Source organism: Sulfitobacter sediminivivens (assembly GCF_042611115.2).
Taxonomy (GTDB): domain Bacteria; phylum Pseudomonadota; class Alphaproteobacteria; order Rhodobacterales; family Rhodobacteraceae; genus Sulfitobacter; species Sulfitobacter sediminivivens.
The window spans coordinates 1-21,303 of record NZ_JBHGAR020000023.1 but is presented as its reverse complement, the minus strand read 5'-3'; the positions used below and the strand labels follow the sequence as shown (position 1 = coordinate 21,303).

Here is a 21,303-nt window from a genome sequence, read left to right as displayed (position 1 = left end):
AACCAAGATAACACCAGATTCCGAAATTTCACTTGATCTTTATCAGTATGTTCTTCGTGGTGACTGTCAAAATGTAGGAAATCCGCACCGCATAATTGCGGCGATCACAACCAGACTGGAGAATAATATGAACCGTCGCACCGTGCTTTTTCTGATGAACTCAGACACCTCGGACGCCATGATCAGCGAGGCAGCAGAGGCTGCTGCCGCGCAACAAAATCACTTGAGCTGTCTGCTTCTTGCAGCAGCCCCGGTTCTGCCCATGAATGCGTATGGGGCCCTTCCTTATGGCGGCATCACCGTTTCTGACAACTGGGGAGAGCAGCTCGCGGAGGCGCAAACACGGCAACAGGAACGCGTTGATGCGACCGAAGCTCTGTTGGCGCGCAGCAACGTTTCAGGCGACGTCCGGTCTGTTATCTGCGCTACGGTTGACATCAAACGCGCTGTATCTTTGTCGGCGCGGGTCAGTGACGAAGCGGTTCTCGCGGCAAACCTGCGCGACAAGCAAGATATCATGCGCGAGGCAGTCTATGGCGTACTGTTCCATTCCCCCATCGGTTTGCGGCTGAATGGCTCTGCATCACAAAAAATGGGCCGGATATTTGTTGCGTGGGACAGCAGCGAAGCCGCCGCTGCTGCTGTGCACGCGGCCTTGCCTTATCTGAAGGATGCTCAAGAAGTCGTTATCGGCTGCTTTGATCCGGTTATGACCGCAGAGGAAAACGGCCAGGACCCAGGCACTGCCGTGGCTGCGTGGCTCAGCCATCACGGCTGCAAAGTTACGGTCTCGCAGTTTCCAAGCGGCGGACGTGCGATCTCGCGATGTATTCAGGACCGCGCTCAGGAATTCGGGGCCGACCTTGTCGTCATGGGCGGATATGGCCATGCCCGCATTCTCGAAGCAGTCTTTGGCGGCACCACACGGTCAATGATCGAACAGACTGATCTTCCTGTGCTTTTGGCGCATTGATCCACATAGATCAGCGCCCGTTCTAAGTGGCGACAACCGAGATTTTGTTCAACGGTAGCTTTGGCTGAGCGAGCGCACGGAAAGCGTCGAACTGCGAGAGATAAACGTTGCCGGTCAGATGTTTGAGCAGATGACCACGGCGCAATCTGTCCATGACCGGCCCCTTCACTTCTGAAAGCGACAGGTCGATCCCCATCTCTTTCAGCCGGGTATTGACCATTTCCAGCGTTTCCAGCGCACTCAGATCGATTTCATTTACGGCCGAGCACATCAGCACAACATGTGTGAGGTCAGTGTCGTCGATCACACGATCATAGATGTAATCCTCCAAAAACCGAGCATTGGCAAAATAAAGGCTTTGATCAATCCTGAGGCTCAGCACTGTTGGGTCGGTCAGCACCGCGTGACGATGAATGTTGCGGAAATGCTCGGTCCCTTCGACCAGACCAACCTCGGCCACATGCGGGCGCGACGTGTCATACAAGAACAGCAGGATCGAAAGAACAACGCCGGCAGTCACGCCAAGCTCAACCCCAAAACCAAGCGTCAAAAGCATGGTCACGGCAACCGCGCCAAAATCCCTTGTGGAATAGATCCAACTGCGCTTGAGGGTTTGAACATCCACCAATGACAGAACGGCAACGATGATTGTCGCCGCAAGCGTGGCCTTGGGCAGAAAATAGATCAGCGGCGTCAGAAACAGCGCAGCAACAGTCAGACCGATAGCTGTAAACGCACCTGCGGCAGGCGTTTCCGCCCCGGCGTCAAAGTTGACCACAGATCGCGAGAACCCACCGGTCACCGGAAAGCCACCAGTCAAGGATGCACCGATGTTGGCCGCGCCCAAACCGATCAATTCCTGATCCGGGTCAATCCTTTGCCGTTTCTTGGTTGCCAGTGTCTGGGCCACCGAAATTGACTCAACAAATCCAATGATCGAAATCAGCAACGCGGGCCTGAACAGGGCGGACATCAGATCCATGGATAAGTCTGGCCTGGTCAACGGGGGCAGGCTTTGCGGAACCGCACCGACAATTTGAACCCCGCTCGCGTTCAGATCGAATTTCCAGACCAACCAGGTCGTTGCCCCGACAGCGAAAACAGGCCCCGCTTTGGCCAAGAAATCTGCCATACGGGGGCGCAATCCAATCTTGATCAATGCAGGGCGAAGCCCTTTTCTGACCCAGAAAAGAAACCCGATGGCTGTCATACCAATGGCTACGGTCAACAGATTGACAGACGGAACATGCGTAACAAGCGAAGACACAATTTCCAGCAGGTTATGCCCCCCGCCATCTATCCCCATCACATGTTTTAGCTGGCTGGCTGCGATCAACACCCCCGATGCAGTTATGAATCCAGAGATCACCGGATGCGACAGAAAGTTGGCAATAAATCCAAGCCGCAGGACACCCATGGCCATCAAAATCGTCCCCGACAACGCAGCGAGGCTGAGCGCCGCTGTTGCATACCCAACGTCCAACGTGCGGGTCACATCCGCAATCGCGGCAGCTGTCATCAGCGACACAACAGCAACAGGACCAACCGCCAAAGATCGGCTGGTACCGAAGATACTGTAGAGCATAATCGGCAGAATAGAGGCATATAACCCGGCCTCTGGCGGCAATCCGGCCAGCATCGCATATGCCAGCGACTGTGGGATCAACATGATCGTCACAATCAACGCCGCAACCAGATCGTTGACTGCTGTCGCAGCAGTATAGCTGCGGCCCCAAGCCAGAATCGGAAAATAGTGAGAAAATCGAAATCCTGATTTCTTGCGTGACATAGCCATGATCAGCGTGCCGATATTTTTTCAGGAGAAGCCATCCATTCATGGCTCCTCAGCATCGCTTTCCAATAGACCGGCGGTAGGATTTTCTCTTTCAGCAGCCACGCCAGGCGGCTTGGCTTGGTGCCATCGATTAACCAGCGGGGAAAACTGGGTTGCAGGATGCCGCCGTACCCAAATTCAGCGAGCACGATCTTGCCACGCTCGACGGTCAAAGGACATGATCCATACCCGTCATACTGTGATACGGGCGCGCGCCCATTTATGTCTGCGACAATGTTGTTGGCAACCACGGGCGCTTGTTTGCGCGCTGCCGCAGCGGTCTTGGCATTCGGCGCATTCATCACATCACCTAATGACCAGATATTCTCAAACGTTCTGTGGCGCAGCGTGGCCTGATCCACATCGACCCAGCCCGCTGCATCGGCCAATGGTGAAACAGCGATGAAATCCGGGGCGCATTGGGGTGGTGTGACATGGATCATGTCAAATTCAACTTCTACCCGTTCAACCGGGGTGTCGGGCCTAGACACGTCAAACCACGCCTTTTTCGCCGGCCCGTCAACAGCAACCAAATTTTGGAAAAAATTCAGGTCGATCTGATACTTATCTACGTATTTTTGCAATGCCGGGACATAATCCTTGACCCCAAACAGGACACCGCCTGCGCTGTGAAACTGGATGTCGATGTCCTTGATGGTGTTCTGGCGGGTCCAATGATCCGCAGAAAGGTAGATCGCCTTTTGCGGTGCCCCTGCGCATTTGATTGGCATCGGTGGTTGGGTAAATACCGCGCGCCCCGACGTCATGCCCGACACCAGTTCCCATGTGTAGGGCGCCATGTCATAGCGATAATTGGATGTCACACCGTTGCGGCCCAGTGTTTCAACCAGCCCCTCAACACGCCCCCAGTCCAGCTTTAGCCCTGGACAGACAACTAGACGCTTGTATTTCACCACCCGACACCCATCGAGGATCACAACGTCCTTTTCGGGTTCAAATGCCGCCACGGCCGATTTCAACCAATGTACGTTTGGTGGAATCAGCGACCCCATAGTGCGCACCGTGTCTTCGGCGGCAAAAACACCGGCACCAACCATTGTCCAACCCGGCTGATAGTAATGCGCATCGGCAGGATCTATCACTGCAATGTCCAGGCCGGGCAAGCGGCTTTTCAAACTTGCTGCGACTGAGATACCAGAGGCCCCTGCCCCAACGATCACAACATCGTAAGATGCGTCCGCCTGATCCAAGGGCGTCTTGCCGCCATTTGCGATCCTTCGCACAACGCCTTTCATATCATACCCGGCTTTTTTGGCCGCGATGAGAATATCCGCAAGCGGCATGTCTTTTGCATGCGCCAGCGACCATAATGTTGCTGACCGTGTACCCGTCCGGCAGTATGCCAACAGCGGCTTGGGCAGCGCATCCTCTGCACTGCCAAATGCCTCTGTATTTTCATCTTGAACCATCCCGCCCGACACCGGGATATAGCGCATCTCTATGCCAAGTTTCTGAGCTGCGTGAGATAGCTCCGTGAACGTGGGTTGATCTGCGCCCTCTCCATCTGGTCGATTACAAATGATGGACCTGATGCCCTTGTCATGCAGGTCTGCCAAGTCCACCTCAGTGATTTGCGGGGCAACAAAGAACTGATCCGAAATTTTTCGAATATCCATGGAAGTAACTCCTGCTCGGGCGTGCGGTTTGGTCAGATGGCGTTGACGGGGACTTTCAGCATCGCCTTGCCGTCTTTGTCTTTGGGCACTTCCCCGGCACGCATGTTGACCTGCAGCGATGGCAGGATCAGTTTTGGCATCTCAAGTGTGGCATCGCGTGCCTCGCGGAACTTGATGAACTCTTTGCGGCCTTTGCCCCGTCCGACATGGATATTCTCGGCCTTTTCCTCTGCTACTGTAGTTTCCCACATGATATCGCGGCCATCCGGTCCATAATCGTGGCACATGAACAACCGCATATCATCCGGCAAGGCCAGCACCTTTTGAATTGAATCGTACAACTGACCCGCATCGCCACCTGGGAAATCCGCGCGTGCGGATCCGCCATCAGGCATGAACAATGTGTCCCCCACAAACGCAGCATCGCCAAAGGCATGCACCATGCACGCCGGTGTATGTCCGGGCGTGTGCATCACAAACGCGGTCAACCCGCCAACATCGTAAGTGTCACCATCCTTAAACAGCAAATCGAACTGCGACCCATCGCGTTGAAATTCGGTGCCCTCGTTAAAAACCTTGCCGAAGGTATCCTGCACAACGGTTATCTGGTCACCAATGCCGATTTTACCGCCAAGTTTGGACTGAATGTAGGGGGCAGCAGAAAGGTGATCTGCATGCACATGTGTCTCGATCAGCCACTCAAGCTTGAGCTTGTGCTTTTCAATATAGGCGATGATTTCATCCGCATGGTCATGCGTGATCCGACCTGCCGCATAGTCGATATCCATCACGGAATCGATGACCGCACAGGACGTCGATTCCGGGTCCATGACCACATAGCTGATCGTATTGGTCTGAGGGTCGAAAAATGACTCTATTTCAGGGTGAACGTGCATATTTACTGGATATTGTGTCATCATCTTCTCCATTCGTACTTTGCATACATATCTAGGGCCGCCGACCACGGCTTTCAGTGACAAGGTCACATTGGTCTGGAACGCTGTGATTGAAGTTGAGAAATATCAACGCAACGCGTCGGCTGGTGCAATCGATCGACGCGTATAAGCACGAAAAATCTGCAATCCTAACTTACTAAGAAAAGAAGCTTCTAGGTCGATAATACAAAGCGATTTCCCGGGATCGGCTTTCGCAGTTGCGATAAACTAACTATCTAAAAAGGCATGCATCTAGTGAATCAACATTGGCATTGTGGGCCTTAGCATAATTGGCAACATAGTATGTTATCGACCAACTAAATCTTGGCACACAGTCACGCTCTTCAGTGTCTTGTGAAATAAACGCGGACTCACAACTATGCGTTGCTAACAAAAACTTGCACATTATACGTAAGTTGTGCCGACGCAAGCAGATGCAGGTCGTTAACTGCCGCCTGATGAGCTCAGACAACAGTTGCACTGCCCAGCCTCTTAGATGAACCTGAATGAGCGTAGGAAATTTTGCATGTGCGACATCAGGCGCGCGGGGCACCTTGCAGCTCTGCTTTTTCTATCTAGGTGCTAGCGCAGCAATCCCATCAGATATGTGCCATATTCGTTCTTGGCGAACATCTCGGCGCGCGCCTGAATGTCCTTGACTGAAATCCAGCCTTGATTGAACGCAATTTCGTCAGGACTGCCTGTTTGCAGCCCCTGTCGCATTTCCAGCGTGCGCACGAAATTGCCCGCGTCCAGCAGGCTGCCATGGGTACCGGTATCCAGCCAGGCGTATCCGCGCCCCATGCGTTTCACCCGCAGCATGCCTTCATCAAGATAGCTTTCGAGCAGGGTTGTGATTTCCAGCTCTCCGCGCGCCGATGGCGCAACTTTGCGGGCCCGGTCTGATGCTTCTTCATCAAGGAAATAAAGGCCCGTGACCGCATAATTTGACGGCGGCACCTCAGGTTTTTCAATGATCTGGCGCGCGCGGCCCTCGTCGTCAAAATCGACCACACCATAGCGTTCAGGATCGGCAACACGGTACCCAAAGACAGTGCCGCCCCGTTCCTCATTGTCAGCCTCGGCCAGAAGTTCGGGCAAGCCGTGGCCGAAAAAGATGTTGTCCCCCAGCACCATCGCAGAAGGTGCCCCATCCAGAAAATCCTCAGCCAGAATATAGGCCTGCGCCAGGCCATCGGGGCTGGGCTGCACAATATATGTCAGGCTCACGCCCCATTGGCTACCATCCCCCAGAGCGCGTTCAAACTGCGCGCGGTCCTGCGGCGTCGTAATCACCGAGATTTCGCGGATGCCCGCCAGCATAAGCACTGAAAGCGGGTAATAGATCATCGGTTTGTCATAGACCGGCAGCAATTGTTTGGAGACGCTGACCGTGATCGGATAAAGCCGGGTGCCAGAGCCACCGGCAAGAATGATCCCCTTGCGGTTGGTAGTATTGGTCATGAGGAGGATGTCCCGTTTTGTTGCTGGGAAAGTTGGGTCAGGATCGCGGTCAGGCTATTTTGCCATTGCGGCTGCGGAATGCCAAATGTGGCGGTGGTGGCGCTGCACTCTATCCACGAGTTCAAAGGCCGCTTTGCAGGTGTCGGGTATGCACTGGACGGAATGTCGGTGACAGCACAATCCAGCCCCGCCCCGGCAAAGATCGCACGGGCAAAATCGGCCCAACTGGTCGCCGGCGCACCCGAGAAATGGTAAATGCCTGCGACATCTGCATCCTGCGAAAGCTTTCGTGCAATGACAACACACGCCGCGGCAATCTCGGCGGCACCGGTGGGTCCGCCGATCTGATCTGATACGACTTTCAGGGCGTCCCTTTCGGCCCCCAGTTGCAGCATGGTCTTGACGAAGTTGGTGCCATGCGCAGAGAAGACCCAAGATGTGCGCAGCACTGCCCAACGGCCTCCCACATGCGCCACACCCTGTTCTCCCGCCAGCTTGGTGCGTCCATAAGCGCCCTGCGGATCTGGCTGATCTTGTGGTGTCCAGGCCACGTGACCCGCGCCAGAAAATACATAGTCGGTTGAAATAGTGACAAAGGGAATATCGAGCGCGGCACAGGCTTGGGCCATCGCAACGGGCGCATCAGCGTTGACGATTTGCGCTGTCGCCTCGTCTTCTTCGGCACGGTCCACGGCGGTATAGGCCGCCGCATTGATCACTGCATCTGGCGCATGGGCCGCTATTGCCGCAGTGCATGCCGCCGGATCAGTCAGATCAGCCGCGTCCCGGTCCAGCGCAGTGATCTTCAGATCCTCTGCCGCCAGTGCGCGCAAATCCGTGGCCACCTGCCCGTTATACCCAAATACCAGTATATGCACTCTTGGTCCCTTTCGTTGGGCCTTGGATCGCCAACAAATCTATCGCCGTCACAAGTCAGACGTTCATCCTTGTCCCAGCCGCTGCCCCACACCCTCGCGGTTTTGCAGCGCGCGCCACCATGGTTCATTCATCAGATACCAGTCGACGGTAAGCGCCAGACCCTGCCTTACTGTAACTGAGGGTTTCCAGCTAAGTTCATCCCGGATGCGGGAAGGGTCAATCGCGTAACGCATGTCATGACCCGGACGATCAGGCACGAAAGTGATCAATTCGGCATGGGGTGCGCCGGTCGGGCGTCGGTCATCCAGAATTGCGCATATCATTTTGACCAGATCAAGGTTGGTCACCTCGTTTTCACCGCCGATGTTATAGCTGCGCCCAACCTCGCCCTTCGCGGCAACGGTCAGCAAGGCATCGGCGTGGTCCTCAACATATAACCAGTCGCGGACGTTATCACCCTTGCCATAAACCGGTATAGGCTCCCCCGCCAGCGCCTTGAGGATCACCACCGGCACCAGCTTTTCCGGGAAATGGTATGGGCCGTAGTTGTTCGAGCAGTTGGTCAAAACAACAGGCAACCCATAGGTCTCACCCCATGCCCGGACCAGATGATCAGACGCGGCCTTGGACGCGGAATAGGGGCTGCGCGGATCATAGGGCGTTGTTTCGGTAAACTGCCCTGTTGCGCCGAGCGAACCAAAAACCTCGTCGGTTGAGATATGGTGAAACCGAAATGTATCCAGCCGCCCCTCGGCGTGCCAATAGCTGCGCGCGGCCTCAAGCAAAGTATAGGTGCCAGTGATATTGGTATCGATAAAGGCACCCGGACCGTCGATGGATCTGTCCACATGGGATTCTGCCGCCAGATGCATCACCAGATCGGGGCGGTGCGTGCCAAAGATCCGCGTCAGCGCCTCGCGGTCACAGATGTTGGCGTGCTCAAAACTGTAAAGCGGGCTGTCCGCAACAGACGAGACATTATCGAGACATGCGGCATAGGTCAGTGCATCGAGGTTCACGACCTGATGCCCCTGTTTCACAGCAAGGCGCACAACAGCAGAGCCAATAAATCCGGCCCCGCCGGTAATCAAAAGCTTCATCTGTCAGCCCTCATATGCGAAAGGTGTGTCAAGGTCGGCAAACAAGGGTGCCGCGGCATCTTTGTCGGACAGAATGGCCGCAAGGTTCCCCTGCCCCGCCCCCTGTCGCCAATTGATGTCAAGGTCCGGATCATTCCAGCGGATCGCCCCCTCGGTTTCGGGCGCATAATAGTCAGAGCATTTATAGATGATTTCGGTGTCAGATGTGCAGGTGATGAACCCATGCGCAAAGCCAGCGGGCACCAAAATTTGCCGCCCGTTTTCAAAGCTGAGTTCAGTACCGAACCACTGCCCATAGGTGGGTGATCCACGGCGGATATCGACCACCACGTCAAACAACGCCCCGCGACCGCAGCGCACCAGCTTGTCCTGAGCATGTGGAGGGGCCTGAAAATGCAGCCCACGCACGGTACCCATGGTTTTCGAAAAGGAATGATTATCCTGCACAAACGGAATCGTAATACCGTGTTCTGCCAGTACCTTGGCACTGTAGCTTTCAGAGAAAAATCCGCGGTTGTCACCAAACCGCGCAGGGGTCACAATGACAATACCGGACAGAGGCGTGGTTTCGATCTGCATGTAAAATCTCTCTAATTGAACAACTCAAAAACACCCGCTGCTTAACAAGTCGGGAGGTGCCTGTCCACGCTCCTGCTCCCATTCGGAAGTTGATAGGCGGTCCGCTCGCTCAACTATACATGGTACAAGATAAGGGTGTCTAATTTTGCAGGGGTCTGGACGCTCGATGTCCTGAAGGTAGGCCTAGATTTTATCTAGCATTGGTTACCCCCAAAATCCGCAGTGGTCAGTCACACCCAAAACTTGTAGGAGTTTCGGCGATATTCACTTTTCCTGCCCCTTTTCCGCGGGCAGCTCGTCCTACGGAGAGAAACATGAAAATTGCGATTGCTGGCCTGGGTTATGTTGGTGTGTCCAATGCGGTTCTTTTGGCGCAGAAATATACTGTGGTTGCCGTCGACATTATGCAAGATCGTGTGGATGCAATTAATGCGGGTTGCTCTCCCATCGTGGATCCCGAAGCCGAGGCCTATCTCGCGCGTGGCGATCTGAATTTGACCGCAACCAGTGACAAGGCCACAGCCTATGAGGGGGCGGATTTCGTGATCGTTGCAACGCCAACGAACTACGATCCCAAAACCAACTACTTTGACACTGGCACCGTCGAGGCGGTGATCGCTGACGTGCGTGCGATTGCGCCCACGGCAGTCATTGTGGTCAAATCAACCATTCCAGTAGGCTTTGTTGAACGTTTGCGCACCGAACAGGGGATCTATAATGTCCTCTTTTCACCTGAATTCCTGCGCGAAGGTCAAGCGCTGTATGACAATTTGCATCCATCAAGGATCATCGTCGGTGAACGCTCTGACCGGGCGCGCGCATTTGCCGAACTGCTGACAAGTTGTGCGATTGACGAAAATATCCCAACGCTGTTCACCGGCTCAGGCGAGGCCGAAGCGATCAAATTGTTTGCAAATACATATCTTGCGATGCGGGTGGCCTATTTCAATGAACTCGACAGCTATGCCCTTTCAAAGTCTCTGTCGAGCCGCGAGATCATTGAGGGCGTCTGCCTCGACCCTCGAGTCGGCGATCACTATAACAACCCTTCATTTGGCTATGGCGGATACTGCCTGCCCAAGGACACAAGACAACTGCTGGCCAACTACAGCGCTGTACCGCAAAACATGATCAACGCCATCGTAGAGGCCAACACCACCCGCAAAGATTTCATCGCCGATCACCTGATTTCCAAGTCACCACAACAAGTCGGCGTGTATCGGCTGACCATGAAAACCGGATCTGATAATTTTCGCGACAGCTCCATTCAAGGGATCATGAAACGGATCAAGGCCAAGGGTATTGAGGTTGTGGTCTATGAGCCGCAACTGAAAGAGGAACATTTCTTTCACTCGCGGGTCGAACGTGATCTGGCGACCTTCAAGGCAGATTGCGACGTAATCCTGGCCAACCGCATGTCGGACGATCTGGCGGATGTGTCGGATAAGGTCTTTACGCGCGACCTGTTTGGGGCAGATTAGGTCGGTTCGTCTGGGGTAGCACCCGCAGTTGTTTAACTAACATGGGTAGTTCATCTCCACTTCTCAACTTGGAGGGATGAGTCCCTGTGTTTAGTGGAGTTGCTCAGGGCCGTTGTGCATTCAACATCAGAAGTGGTGGGTTCTCGCGATATGGCGCTGGCATGTACAGAACTCATCCGGGTGCATTCAGCGCTCTATTATGTAGTTATCGCTAACACATCCGGCGTACCTCTGCAGCAGGTTGTCCCCACCGCACCAATTGGCACTGCTTTGCATCACTGAAATGGATAGAACCAATCAGAAGTTGCCGGCGCTCTCAACCGGGAACTGGTTGTGGGTCGTAAGGACGGAATTAACACATTCTAAGCAACTTCTTTTTAGGTTGCCATTTTGCATACGCGACCAGCACAGTTGATCTTGGTTTGGACGTTTCCGCACAGACTGTTGGGTGGTCGGTCCTTCTTCATCCCTGCCTAATGAAGTTTTTGATCTAACTGCGCCAGCCCACTGGCTAGCGAAGGTGAAACGCCCCAGCTGATCCGGGGATCAGCATCTTGATATCTGGCAAGTTCACCCAGACCGCGATGGCACCCAGCAGCAGTGCCAGTGGCAGGAATATCAGATCGTGCCGTCCATCCCATGCACCATGCCGACGCGCCAGTGCGGCGTTAAAGGGATAGTACAGCAAGATGGCGCATGCGAGGCCGATCATCGCCCCCAAAAGGCCCATGATCATGACCCCTATCAAGAAACCTCCGAACGTCAGGAGCGCCTTGGTCACGCTGACAAGAAAAAACCCGCGTGAATCCCCGGTTGCTAGGGCAGCCTGATCATAGGTCAGCGACACCACGGTAATCATCTGTACACTGGCTAGGGCAACAATGATGCCGCCCGCAGCAAGATAACGATCATCATAAAGTGTCTGAACAATCCAAGGGCCCATCAACGCCAAGCAAAACAGGCCAAGGATCATCACCCCTGTCAGAACATACCGCAATTGAAACAGGCGATTGCGGGCGGTCAGGTCTTCGTCTTTCAGATGCTCGCGATAAAGCGGGATCAGAATGCGAGATGTGACCGTCATCGCCAACATCAGCGGAAAGCTCGCGAGGAACATACCGATATTATAGATGCCAAGCCCATCTATGCTGAGAAACTTACCCAATATGGCCCTGTCCCCCTGCAACACCAGCAGGCCGCAAATGGAAGACAGAAATATCCAGATCCCGAAATTCAACAGTTCTGATCCGGCACGCTTTTCCCAATAAATACGGTTGCCCGGACCCGGAAGGAACAACCACATCAGCGCCAAACGAACCGCTGCGGTCACCACCCAACCGGCAACCAAAGACCAGACTGAATGGGTGACCCAGGCGATGAGGACCATCGAAACGGTGCCGGTGATTATGGACAAAAGATCCAGCGCCGTCACCCGCCCAAGCACCAAATGACGATTTGCTGTTTCAACGCGTATCGGTTCCAGCGCCGCAAACACCAGCGACACCGCGGCAATTGGCAACATCACTGCGATATCCGGCTGGTCGTAAAACGCTGCCACTGGCAGTGCCAACCCACAGGCTGCCAGCCACAAAACAACCCCTCGAATGATTTGCATGGTCCAGGCGGTGTCCATGAAAGCAGGCTCATCACCTCGTTTACTCTGCATAATCGACTGGGAAATGCCCATGTCAGACACGAGCGTCAGCGCGACCAACAGCATGGTAACAAGCGCCATGATCCCAAATGCCTCTGGGAACAACAGGCGCGCAAGTATCAGGTTTGCAGCAAACCGCACCGCCTGTGAGATAAAAAAGGTGAGAGCCGTCCAAGTAGACCCACGGGCCGCCCGCGCGAGCATTGACGCACCATAAAAACCATCCTCCGCCGGGGGCTTTGACGCATTGGGCGATTTCGACCCTTCAGCCATCAGACTGTGCCAAAGCAGCGCGGCCGACAAAGGCAGATCTCAAAAGGCGTTTGGTCAAAAACATACTCGCGACGGTTACTTTCCAACGGCAGAAAATGGGCAGTTCTCTTTTAGTACCGATCATCGTGGCACATGGTAAGTGGAAAACTGTGTCTGAGATGAGAACCGGCATGCCGATCCCGCGCCCCTACCAAAGACCTCCCTGCCCCGCACTGAACATTCAAAATGCATGAAACACCCCCCATCGCCAAACTGCGGCACTGACAACACTTGTACCCCGCCCTTGGCAAAGTGCATGGTGCGCCAAAATCAATTCCTGGGAACTAGTGACATGACATCTCAAAAAACCATCTTGCGCGCGCTGGCGGGGGAAACGCTGCCCACCCCACCGGTATGGATGATGCGCCAAGCAGGCCGGTACCTTCCTGAGTATCGTGCAACCCGTGCCAAGGCGGGTGATTTTCTATCGCTTTGCTACAACTCAGAACTTGCCGCTGAAGTCACACTACAACCGATCCGCCGCTATGGATTTGATGCCTCGATCTTGTTTGCGGATATCCTTTTGGTCCCACAGGCCTTGGGCGCTGATCTGTGGTTTGTAACCGGCGAAGGTCCGCGGTTGTCGACCATCACCAGCCAAGCCGAATTGGACGCATTGAAGCCCATTGATGACATCCATGACCATCTGTCCCCGATCTATGAGACCGTTGGCATTCTGGCCAAGGCGCTGCCCAAGCAAACAACTCTGATCGGTTTTGCAGGGGCACCGTGGACCGTCGCCACCTATATGATCGCAGGTCAAGGGACCCCTGATCAGGGTCCGGCCCATGCATTGAAAGCCGAAAACAAAGCCGTTTTTGACAGCCTGATTGATCGGATTACTGAGGCCACAATCGTCTATCTGAATGCACAGATTGAAGCCGGTGCAGAAGTGGTAAAATTGTTCGATAGCTGGGCCGGATCACTGCAAGGCACTGATTTTGATGATTATTCAATCGCGCCGATGCGAAAGATTGTGCAAGGCATCAAGGCCGTACATCCCCATACGCCTATCATCGCATTCCCCCGTGGTGCGGGCGAACGGTACAAAGGTGCACATGCTGCGATTGGTGCGGATTGCATCGCCGTCGATGATGCCGTGAGTGCGGAATGGGTCGCCGAGAACGTACAGCCCGATGGATGCGTTCAGGGCAATCTGGCCTCAAAGCATATGGTCACGGGCGGCGACGCATTGGTGTCAGAAACACGGCGCATTGTTGAGGCACTGTCGAATGGTCCACATATATTCAACCTTGGTCACGGGATCACGCCAGATGCGGACCCCGCAAATGTGCAGCTGATGATTGATACGGTCAGGGGCGGTTAATACCACTTGGCCATGGGTGGCAGGCTCATCAACACGGCCTCTGGATCGTGACCTGTTTCCAGACCAAATTTTGTGCCCCGGTCATAGACCAGATTATATTCTGCATAGAGCCCGCGATGCTGCAACTGGATGTCCTTGTCGGCATCGTCCCAGGGCGTCTGATGGCGGCGGTCCACCAGCGGCACAAAAGCCGGCAGGAACGCGGTGCCAACATCCTGGGTTAGCTTGAAATCAGCCGCCCAGTCACCGGTATTGCGGTCATCATAAAATATGCCCCCTACCCCACGCGCCCGTTTGCGGTGCGGAATATAGAAATACTCATCCGCCCACGCCTTAAGCTCAGCATAAAGTGTGCTCCCATGTGGATCACAGGCGCGCTTCATCTCAGTGTGAAAATGTGCCGTGTCCTCAGCGTATTCGATGCAGGGGTTAAGGTCGGCACCGCCGCCGAACCACCATGAATGTGGTGTCCAGAACATGCGTGTGTTCATGTGGACCGCTGGCGAATGCGGGTTCTGCATATGTGCCACCAGCGAAATACCAGACGCCCAGAATCGCGGATCTTCGACCATTCCGGGAATTCCTTTGCGCGCGGCCATCGCCGACTGTGCGCGCGCACCCAAGGTTCCATAGACTGTCGAAATATTCACGCCGACTTTTTCGAAAACACGCCCACCGCGCATCACACTCATTTCGCCACCGCCAGCATCTGTTCCATCATCCGCCGATCGTGTGGTTTTGCGCACCTCGAAACGGCCCGCTGGCGCTCTGCCCTCATGACGGTTTTCCAGCGCGTGAAACGCGGTAACAATTTCATCCCGCAAGGTGAGAAACCATACAGCGGCTTGCGCTTTTTCAGTTTCGAACGTCTCTGTCATGATCTCAACTCAATCTTCCTACAATCCTTGGGCTGTGTCGGCACTGACACCACCAAATATCATGTCACTGTGCTCTGCCAGATAGATCTTTAGCCAAGGGGTAAAGCGGTCAGGATTACCCGCCAATTCCGTGATAAGTTGATCATGTTCAAGCCACCGCGTCGCCATCACCTCGTCCGGGTTCAGTGTGATGCTCAGGTCAAGATCGGCGGACACCAAGAAGACATCAACCAGTTCGTGCTCGATCAAGCCCGCACCCACATCGGCCCGGTATTCGACCTGCCCGCAATGACGCGGAACGATGCCTTTTATGCCCAGCTCTTGTTCAAGACGCCGCAAGGCACAAGTCATTGCATCCTCGCCCCATTCGGGATGGGTGCAGCAGGCATTCGCCCAAAGGCCCGGGGTGTGGTATTTATTGAGTGCGCGTTGCTGGATCAACACGTGCTCACCCGCAACCACAAATACAGATACCGCCTTGTGCCGCAAACCTTGTTGGTGCGCTGCAAGTTTTTCGAAGGGTTGGAGCGTGCCATCCACCCATGTTGGAATCATCGTTGCCATGGCCTTTATGTTCTCGCGTGATTTGACGACATGGTTGCTATCATTTTAAAATTTCATGGGCGTGTTAGCATGCTTCATCTGGGTTTGCACATTGCCACCCAATCGTGGCGTCCTAATGTCGCAGACATCATGCGGTGATATGATCTATGATCATGATGACCAGTCCATCTAGGATGGTGATCCGAAGAATTGAGGAAAGAGAAATGAAATTACTGCCAACCATGGCCCTTGGCCTGTCTACAATCGCCGCACCGTTGTTCGCCGATGGCCACGCAACTGGAGACGCCAGCGCAGGTGAGAACGTCTTCAAGAAATGCAAATCCTGCCATGCGATCATCGCGGATGACGAAACGGTCATTCAGAAGGGCGGCAAAACAGGGCCGAACCTTTATGGCATCTACACGCGGGCTGCAGGAGCCGCCGAAGGCTTCAAATTCGGGAATCACATTGTCGCGGCGGGCGAAGCCGGATTGATGTGGGACGAAGAAAGCTTTGTGAAGTACGTCGCGGACCCAAAGAAGTTCTTGGCAGAATATCTGGATGACAGCGGAGCCAAGTCGAGAATGTCGTTCAAGCTCAAGAAAGCCGAAGATGCAGTGGACCTCTGGACCTACCTTGTTTCGGTTGGACCTGAGGTTGAGGACGAAGGCGAAGAATCCAACTAGCCAGCTGACGGGTTTTTTTCTCAAACACCATTGACGGCCGAACTGTTACGCCGTCAATGAGCCAGACTACGGGGTATCGATGATAGAAGACGCAATGCTCACCGATCGAACATTGCATGATTTCATATTCGCGCAGAAGCGATCCCGTCTGGAAGGCGATGAGTATTAACCAATTATTTGATACTAAGAGACATAAAAACTGAGTTCTGCAATCACACCTTGTACTTTTTTAGTTTCGTCACGGAATGGCTAGGTTGTTTAGGCAACCTAGCTTGATTTCACCCGATGGACTGACCAAGACACGGTCAAGCAAACCGAAGTGATAGTTGTCTACTCAAACTGAATTGAATGCCACAATATCCGCGGATATCGGTGGGCACCTCGACAAATTCATTGCCACCAAGCATTTAACCGCAAACCCACGGAACACATTTGGCGCACAAAAAGCTGGTATCGGAAAATCGACAATTGCGGCCCATTTTGCACACTGTCAATCACCCTTTTGACCGGGTGTGTTCCGATATTCAACGCGGAACCTCTGGAAACTGGAAGTCCCACTTTTTTCCATTTCCGAACTGCCCTATTTCCCCCAAATTATCTAACGCTGGCTGAGTTATGGACATAGATGGCCGCAAAGAACACCAAAACCGAAAAAGGGAGTTTGAAGGTATGCGTGAAAGAGAATACCAAAGGACTCTCTCTGAGACTTTGACCGAAAAAATGAGTCTTCTGAACGCGTCTGCAGAATTGACCGCAAGATCGATTGACGAAAAAATAGAAACCAACACAGGTTACAACTAATGAAACTACTCGGCAATAATCCAGCGTTTTGTTTTATTAACAATGAATGGGTGCCTGGTTGTTCAGCGCAAAGGGTACCGGTGATCAACCCGTCAAATGGCGAGGTATTGTGCGAAATTGCCCGTGGTACAGCAGACGACATAGATATCGCAGTGATGGCTGCGCAGGCCGCTCTTGAGGGTGACTGGGGAAGAGCCAGCGCAGCAGAGCGCGGTCGAGTGCTTCATAATATCGGCGCAATTATTCTTGATCACGCTGAGGAGTTGGCCGAGCTTGAAGCGCATGACGTGGGCAAGCCACTAAAGCAGGCGCGCGCAGATGTAGTTGCCTTGGCGCGGTACATGGAATTTTATGCAGGTGCCGCGGACAAAGTGCATGGTGCGACAATTCCGTATCTGAACGGCTACACGGTTTATACTATGCGAGAACCACACGGGGTTACTGGGCACATCATTCCGTGGAATTACCCGATGCAAATTATTGGGCGGTCTGTTGGGGCGGCACTGGCCATGGGCAATGCGGCTGTATTAAAACCGGCGGAGGAAGCTTGTCTGACCGCGTTGGCATTTGGAGAGCTGGCGCGCCTTGCGGGGCTGCCGAAGGGGGCATTGAATATAGTTCCGGGTTTCGGGGCAGAGGCGGGCAATGCGCTGGCCCAACATCCGCTGGTGCGCCATGTTTCGTTCACTGGGTCAGTTGATGTTGGGAAACTGATTCAGGAATCAACAGCGCACCATGTGGTGCCCTTGACGTTGGAATTGGGGGGTAAGTCGCCGCAGCTGGTGTTTGAGGATGCGGATATCGACGTGGCATTGCCATTCTTAGTCAACGCAGGAATTCAAAATGCCGGCCAGACGTGTTCAGCATCGTCGCGTATTTTGGTGCAGCGGCAGATTTATGATCAGATCGTGGAAGCGATGACGCAAATGTACACTGACCTGCGTGTTGGGCCCGCGATGGATGATCTTGATCTGGGCCCGGTTATTTCAAAGCGCCAAAAAGAAATTGTTGAGGGCTATTTGGATCGGGGTCGCGATTTGAATCTTGTTGCGAAGGGGCAAGTTTCGGCTTCTGCGCCTGAAGGTGGATCTTACGTCGCGCCCGTGTTGTTTGCGGATGTGCCCCCTGATCACGTTCTGGCGCAGGAAGAGATTTTTGGCCCGGTGCAGGTTGTGATCCCTTTTGACGATGAGACGGAGGCCTTGGCCATTGCCAACGGGACACAGTTTGGTCTCGTGGCGTCGGTTTGGTCTCGAGATGGTGCGCGGCAGATGCGGCTGGCCAAAAAGCTGCGCGCGGGACAGGTATTCTTGAACAATTACGGGGCTGGTGGCGGTGTTGAACTTCCGTTTGGCGGGACTGGCTTGTCAGGCCATGGTAGGGAAAAAGGCTTTGAGGCGCTTTACGGGTTTTCATCGCTCAAGACGGTTGCGGCGCTGCATGGCAGCTGACTTTTCTTCGGTGTTTGCAAGGTAAAATAGATCAGCTATATCTTGAGTTTGGTGCTATTGAGTGCCACGTTTTAGGTGAAAGGGCCAAACCATGGATGTAGAGTCCTCAGTTCCATTGTCTGATCAAAAAGAACGCTTTCGTTGCAATTTGGTAGATCATGGTCGGTTTTCAAGCGCTGGTCTCGTAACAAAGATCGGTCTCGACTTTATAGGTCAGGGAACCGAAGCCGCGGGATTGGCTGCACTAAGATCTCTGTTAACTGAACGGCAATCCGCTGAGTTTCTTTCGGGCCCTGTCATGCAAAGCCGTATTTCCGCGATGATGACCAAGAAGAGGCATTCCTTTAGTCTGGATATGTCTGACGTCAGCACCTGCCGGAGAGATTTAGGGGTTTGAGTAACGGAGGATTTCTGGTTCATCGAAGCCATTATGGAGCGAAGATGAATAAGAAATCCGGAACATCGAAGGATGCAGCTGACAAACTGGTCAGGGGCATCAAGCGCAAGACGCGCAAGCATTACACTGCTGAAGAGAAGATCAGGGTCGTGTTGGCGGGTTTGCGTGGTGAGGCGGGTATGCGTGGTGAAGAGAGTATCGCTGCGCTTTGCCGCCGTGAGGGGATCGCCGAGAGCCTGTATTACTCCTGGTCGAAGGAGTTCCTTGAAGCTGGGAAGAACCGTCTGGCGGGTGAAACAGCGCGCCAAGCGACATCACCTGAAGTCAAGAAACTGCGTTCGGAATCCGCAGCCTTGAAGGAGGTCGTCGCGGAACTGACCCTTGAGAACAGATTGCTCAAAAAAAGCATGATCGGGGATGGGGAGGAAGAGGTATGAGATATCCCGCCTCCGAGAAGCTTGAGATTATCCGCACTGTGGAAGCCTCACATCTGCCGGTAATGCAGACACTGGCGATGGTGCTGGCAGACTAATTCGAACCCGTCTCCATAAGGACAGTGAGGTTGTCCCTTATGCCGCGCCGAGTCCTCGCCACTCGGCCAGAGCGGCGGCGCGGCTGAGTTTGAAGTTGGGTCGTGAGTGGAGGCTTCTTTCCGAGTTGAACAAGTTGTAAATCGAGGCGTGGACCGAGGCGAATTTTTGAAATCTCCGTATGGGCCTGAAACGGAGCGTCACCCTCTCCCTTCGTCGAAACGGAAGGTGTGAATTCTCCGCCCTATTGTTCAGCCAGCGGCCAGTTTCTTGCCTGTCCGCTGCGCCCACCCCTTTCAACGCAGCGCCGTGCGAGCGCAGCTGGTCGGTCACGATCACTCGGGGCGGCCGTACTTTCTCATTGCTTTCTTGATAAATTTCAAGGCAGCCTTCTTATCCCGTGTCTTCGTCACGAAGCTCTCCAGAACCTCGCCTTCGTGATCCACGGCGCGCCAAAGATAGTGCCGCTCACCGTTAATTTTCACGAAAATCTCATCCAGATGCCAGCGCCAGCGACTGGATTTCATACCCTCAATCCGGCGCTTTCGTATCTCGGCAGCGAATAGCGGGCCAAACCGGTGCCACCAATATCTCACCGCTTCATGACTGACATCAATGCCACGTTCGTGGAGCAGATCTTCCACATCGCGAAGGGACAGCGGGAACCGGACGTACATCACCACTGCCAGGCGATTAATCTCTCGGTTCGTTTTGAAATAGCGAATTGGATCAGGTTTGGTCATCCGACGAGGCTACGAAACCGCCCTGCCCGCCTCAAGCAGGTTTGCTCTGACAGTACCCCAGATAGCGCCCGACCACATTGGATACATTGATCTTGCTCAATGTTGGAAGTCCCTCGGTCTGCTAATCAAAGCCAATCAAAATGCAATCAAGACGAGGGGGCTATGGAGAGCTCTGACGAATACCAATCAGCAAAGAAACGCGTTGAAGCAAAGATGGGTTTCTATACGCATTTATCGGTATATGCCGCGGTCATTCTGTTTCTTGCGATCATCAACTTCGTGACTTCCTCCGGCACCATCTGGTTCCACTGGCCAATGCTGGGCTGGGGTTTTGCCGTGGCAATTCATGCAGCGCTCGTATTCGTGTTCCCAAGGCGGTTCGCTGTGACAGAACAGATGATCGAAAAGGAGATTGGCAAGGCGCGAGAGCGGTCATGACTGTCGCGCGATCAAAACAGATTGTCTCGACGCCCGCATCCGAACCGCAGATCTCATCCGTTCGGGTCCTGCAATGCGGGCGCGGCGAACAGCACAAGGAACACCGCTTTGGCAGTAAGCTGCCGCAGCTATGGTGGGTGTTCTTTGGACGAAGCTGGGTTCCGCTGCCGCTCCAAGCCTTCTTGATTGAACATTACGACGGTTGGGTGCTGTTCGATACGGGGATCGACCCGCGTGTGATGTCTGACAAAGGGTACATCAAACAAGCGATCGGGCGCTTTCTGCTTCCACGTATCTTTCATTTCGACCTGACCGACAACGATCGTATCGACCATGTGTTGGCGTCGGCCGGTGTCGCGGCAAGCAATATCAAGACAGCGATTATTTCGCATCTGCATTTTGATCATGTCGGGGGCATTGCCCAAATCCCGCAAGCTGATCTGTTGGTGAGCGCACGCGAGTGGCGGATTTTGTCCGAACCCCATCCCGAGCAGGAATGGATTTTGCGCGAACATATCGAGATTTCTGGGGCCAAGTGGCAGCAAATCACCTTTGAGCCAAGCGATGACCCGCTTTTTGAAGAATTCGAAGGCGTCCACGATGTCGCTGGTGACGGGTCCATGATCTTGTTGCCAACGCCGGGGCATACGCCCGGCTCCAT

The 21,303-nt window shown here is 54.0% G+C and carries 17 protein-coding genes and 2 pseudogenes; 8 read left to right on the top strand and 11 right to left on the bottom strand.

Annotated features, from left to right (window positions below; genetic code table 11):
* Nucleotides 1–127 precede the first annotated feature (127 nt).
* A complete protein-coding gene (locus ACEWL3_RS17685; protein WP_386184786.1) occupies nucleotides 128–973 on the top strand; it encodes a universal stress protein in 846 nt (281 codons plus the stop codon).
* Nucleotides 974–995: 22 nt separating this feature from the next.
* Here the strand turns inward: ACEWL3_RS17685 and ACEWL3_RS17680 are convergent, their stop codons facing one another.
* The 7 genes from ACEWL3_RS17680 to rfbC all read right to left on the bottom strand — a co-directional run bounded on the left by ACEWL3_RS17680 (nucleotide 996) and on the right by rfbC (nucleotide 9,401).
* Nucleotides 996–2,768 carry a SulP family inorganic anion transporter gene (locus ACEWL3_RS17680; RefSeq protein WP_386184788.1) on the bottom strand — a complete coding sequence of 591 codons (1,773 nt, stop codon included), beginning with the start codon at nucleotides 2,766–2,768 and terminating at the stop codon, nucleotides 996–998.
* A 2-nt stretch (nucleotides 2,769–2,770) separates the two neighbouring features.
* Nucleotides 2,771–4,444, bottom strand: a complete 1,674-nt coding sequence (locus ACEWL3_RS17675) for a bifunctional protein tyrosine phosphatase family protein/NAD(P)/FAD-dependent oxidoreductase (protein ID WP_386184791.1) — start codon at nucleotides 4,442–4,444, stop codon at nucleotides 2,771–2,773.
* 32 nt (nucleotides 4,445–4,476) lie between these two features.
* The gene (locus ACEWL3_RS17670; protein WP_386184793.1) at nucleotides 4,477–5,361 is read right to left on the bottom strand and encodes an MBL fold metallo-hydrolase; all 885 of its coding nucleotides are present in this window, start codon (nucleotides 5,359–5,361) and stop codon (nucleotides 4,477–4,479) included.
* Between the two features lie 600 nt (nucleotides 5,362–5,961).
* Nucleotides 5,962–6,843 (bottom strand): glucose-1-phosphate thymidylyltransferase RfbA, encoded by an 882-nt coding sequence (gene rfbA, locus ACEWL3_RS17665; protein WP_386184796.1) that lies wholly within the window; start codon nucleotides 6,841–6,843, stop codon nucleotides 5,962–5,964.
* Nucleotides 6,840–7,760 carry a dTDP-4-dehydrorhamnose reductase gene (gene rfbD / locus ACEWL3_RS17660; protein WP_386184824.1) on the bottom strand — a complete coding sequence of 307 codons (921 nt, stop codon included), beginning with the start codon at nucleotides 7,758–7,760 and terminating at the stop codon, nucleotides 6,840–6,842. Before rfbD ends, rfbA begins: the two co-directional genes overlap by 4 nt.
* Nucleotides 7,761–7,784: 24 nt before the next feature.
* On the bottom strand, nucleotides 7,785–8,822 hold the full coding sequence (gene rfbB, locus ACEWL3_RS17655; protein ID WP_386184799.1) for a dTDP-glucose 4,6-dehydratase: 1,038 nt from the start codon (nucleotides 8,820–8,822) through the stop codon (nucleotides 7,785–7,787).
* A gap of 3 nt (nucleotides 8,823–8,825) precedes the next feature.
* The gene (gene rfbC, locus ACEWL3_RS17650) at nucleotides 8,826–9,401 is read right to left on the bottom strand and encodes a dTDP-4-dehydrorhamnose 3,5-epimerase (protein WP_386184801.1); all 576 of its coding nucleotides are present in this window, start codon (nucleotides 9,399–9,401) and stop codon (nucleotides 8,826–8,828) included.
* Between the two features lie 314 nt (nucleotides 9,402–9,715).
* Here rfbC and ACEWL3_RS17645 point away from each other — a divergent pair, with 314 nt between their 5' ends.
* Nucleotides 9,716–10,882, top strand: coding sequence for a nucleotide sugar dehydrogenase (locus ACEWL3_RS17645; RefSeq protein WP_386184804.1), 1,167 nt, complete (start codon nucleotides 9,716–9,718; stop codon nucleotides 10,880–10,882).
* 511 nt (nucleotides 10,883–11,393) lie between these two features.
* Here ACEWL3_RS17645 and ACEWL3_RS17640 read toward each other — a convergent pair.
* Complete coding sequence (locus tag ACEWL3_RS17640; protein ID WP_386184807.1) at nucleotides 11,394–12,809, bottom strand: oligosaccharide flippase family protein; 1,416 nt, start codon at nucleotides 12,807–12,809, stop codon at nucleotides 11,394–11,396.
* 331 nt (nucleotides 12,810–13,140) lie between these two features.
* On the opposite strand from ACEWL3_RS17640, the gene hemE reads away from it, so the two are divergent.
* Nucleotides 13,141–14,175 (top strand): uroporphyrinogen decarboxylase, encoded by a 1,035-nt coding sequence (hemE, locus tag ACEWL3_RS17635; protein ID WP_386184809.1) that lies wholly within the window; start codon nucleotides 13,141–13,143, stop codon nucleotides 14,173–14,175.
* Here hemE and hemF read toward each other — a convergent pair.
* Nucleotides 14,172–15,053 carry an oxygen-dependent coproporphyrinogen oxidase gene (gene hemF, locus ACEWL3_RS17630; protein ID WP_386184811.1) on the bottom strand — a complete coding sequence of 294 codons (882 nt, stop codon included), beginning with the start codon at nucleotides 15,051–15,053 and terminating at the stop codon, nucleotides 14,172–14,174. The two genes, hemE and hemF, sit on opposite strands and share 4 nt — an antisense overlap.
* An 18-nt stretch (nucleotides 15,054–15,071) precedes the next feature.
* Nucleotides 15,072–15,617, bottom strand: a complete 546-nt coding sequence (idi, locus tag ACEWL3_RS17625; protein WP_386184813.1) for an isopentenyl-diphosphate Delta-isomerase — start codon at nucleotides 15,615–15,617, stop codon at nucleotides 15,072–15,074.
* A gap of 203 nt (nucleotides 15,618–15,820) precedes the next feature.
* Here idi and ACEWL3_RS17620 point away from each other — a divergent pair, with 203 nt between their 5' ends.
* From ACEWL3_RS17620 to ACEWL3_RS17610, 3 genes and pseudogenes are all read left to right on the top strand, one after another.
* Nucleotides 15,821–16,282: a c-type cytochrome gene (locus tag ACEWL3_RS17620; protein ID WP_386184815.1), complete on the top strand. Its 462-nt coding sequence runs from the start codon at nucleotides 15,821–15,823 to the stop codon at nucleotides 16,280–16,282.
* An 800-nt stretch (nucleotides 16,283–17,082) separates the two neighbouring features.
* On the top strand, nucleotides 17,083–18,534 hold the full coding sequence (locus tag ACEWL3_RS17615) for an aldehyde dehydrogenase family protein (protein ID WP_386184817.1): 1,452 nt from the start codon (nucleotides 17,083–17,085) through the stop codon (nucleotides 18,532–18,534).
* A 441-nt stretch (nucleotides 18,535–18,975) separates the two neighbouring features.
* Nucleotides 18,976–19,442, top strand: a pseudogene (locus tag ACEWL3_RS17610) (transposase); the annotation flags it as partial.
* A 58-nt stretch (nucleotides 19,443–19,500) separates the two neighbouring features.
* Here the strand turns inward: ACEWL3_RS17610 and ACEWL3_RS17605 are convergent.
* Nucleotides 19,501–20,204: pseudogene (locus ACEWL3_RS17605) on the bottom strand (IS6 family transposase).
* A gap of 162 nt (nucleotides 20,205–20,366) precedes the next feature.
* On the opposite strand from ACEWL3_RS17605, the gene ACEWL3_RS17600 reads away from it, so the two are divergent.
* Nucleotides 20,367–20,642: a 2TM domain-containing protein gene (locus ACEWL3_RS17600; protein WP_386184819.1), complete on the top strand. Its 276-nt coding sequence runs from the start codon at nucleotides 20,367–20,369 to the stop codon at nucleotides 20,640–20,642.
* Nucleotides 20,639–21,303: MBL fold metallo-hydrolase (locus ACEWL3_RS17595; protein ID WP_386184822.1), on the top strand; the 665-nt coding region annotated here is incomplete at its 3' end. The genes ACEWL3_RS17600 and ACEWL3_RS17595, both read left to right, overlap by 4 nt.

Excerpts from the sequence above, each read along its gene's own strand:
- ACEWL3_RS17685 (WP_386184786.1), top strand. The coding sequence starts at position 128 with ATGAACCGTCGCACCGTGCTTTTTCTGATGAACTCAGACACCTCGGAC.
- ACEWL3_RS17680 (WP_386184788.1), bottom strand. The coding sequence starts at position 2,768 with ATGGCTATGTCACGCAAGAAATCAGGATTTCGATTTTCTCACTATTTT.
- ACEWL3_RS17675 (WP_386184791.1), bottom strand. The coding sequence starts at position 4,444 with ATGGATATTCGAAAAATTTCGGATCAGTTCTTTGTTGCCCCGCAAATC.
- ACEWL3_RS17670 (WP_386184793.1), bottom strand. The coding sequence starts at position 5,361 with ATGACACAATATCCAGTAAATATGCACGTTCACCCTGAAATAGAGTCA.
- rfbA (WP_386184796.1), bottom strand. The coding sequence starts at position 6,843 with ATGACCAATACTACCAACCGCAAGGGGATCATTCTTGCCGGTGGCTCT.
- rfbB (WP_386184799.1), bottom strand. The coding sequence starts at position 8,822 with ATGAAGCTTTTGATTACCGGCGGGGCCGGATTTATTGGCTCTGCTGTT.
- rfbC (WP_386184801.1), bottom strand. The coding sequence starts at position 9,401 with ATGCAGATCGAAACCACGCCTCTGTCCGGTATTGTCATTGTGACCCCT.
- ACEWL3_RS17645 (WP_386184804.1), top strand. The coding sequence starts at position 9,716 with ATGAAAATTGCGATTGCTGGCCTGGGTTATGTTGGTGTGTCCAATGCG.
- ACEWL3_RS17640 (WP_386184807.1), bottom strand. The coding sequence starts at position 12,809 with ATGGCTGAAGGGTCGAAATCGCCCAATGCGTCAAAGCCCCCGGCGGAG.
- hemE (WP_386184809.1), top strand. The coding sequence starts at position 13,141 with ATGACATCTCAAAAAACCATCTTGCGCGCGCTGGCGGGGGAAACGCTG.
- hemF (WP_386184811.1), bottom strand. The coding sequence starts at position 15,053 with ATGACAGAGACGTTCGAAACTGAAAAAGCGCAAGCCGCTGTATGGTTT.
- idi (WP_386184813.1), bottom strand. The coding sequence starts at position 15,617 with ATGGCAACGATGATTCCAACATGGGTGGATGGCACGCTCCAACCCTTC.
- ACEWL3_RS17620 (WP_386184815.1), top strand. The coding sequence starts at position 15,821 with ATGAAATTACTGCCAACCATGGCCCTTGGCCTGTCTACAATCGCCGCA.
- ACEWL3_RS17615 (WP_386184817.1), top strand. The coding sequence starts at position 17,083 with ATGAAACTACTCGGCAATAATCCAGCGTTTTGTTTTATTAACAATGAA.
- ACEWL3_RS17600 (WP_386184819.1), top strand. The coding sequence starts at position 20,367 with ATGGAGAGCTCTGACGAATACCAATCAGCAAAGAAACGCGTTGAAGCA.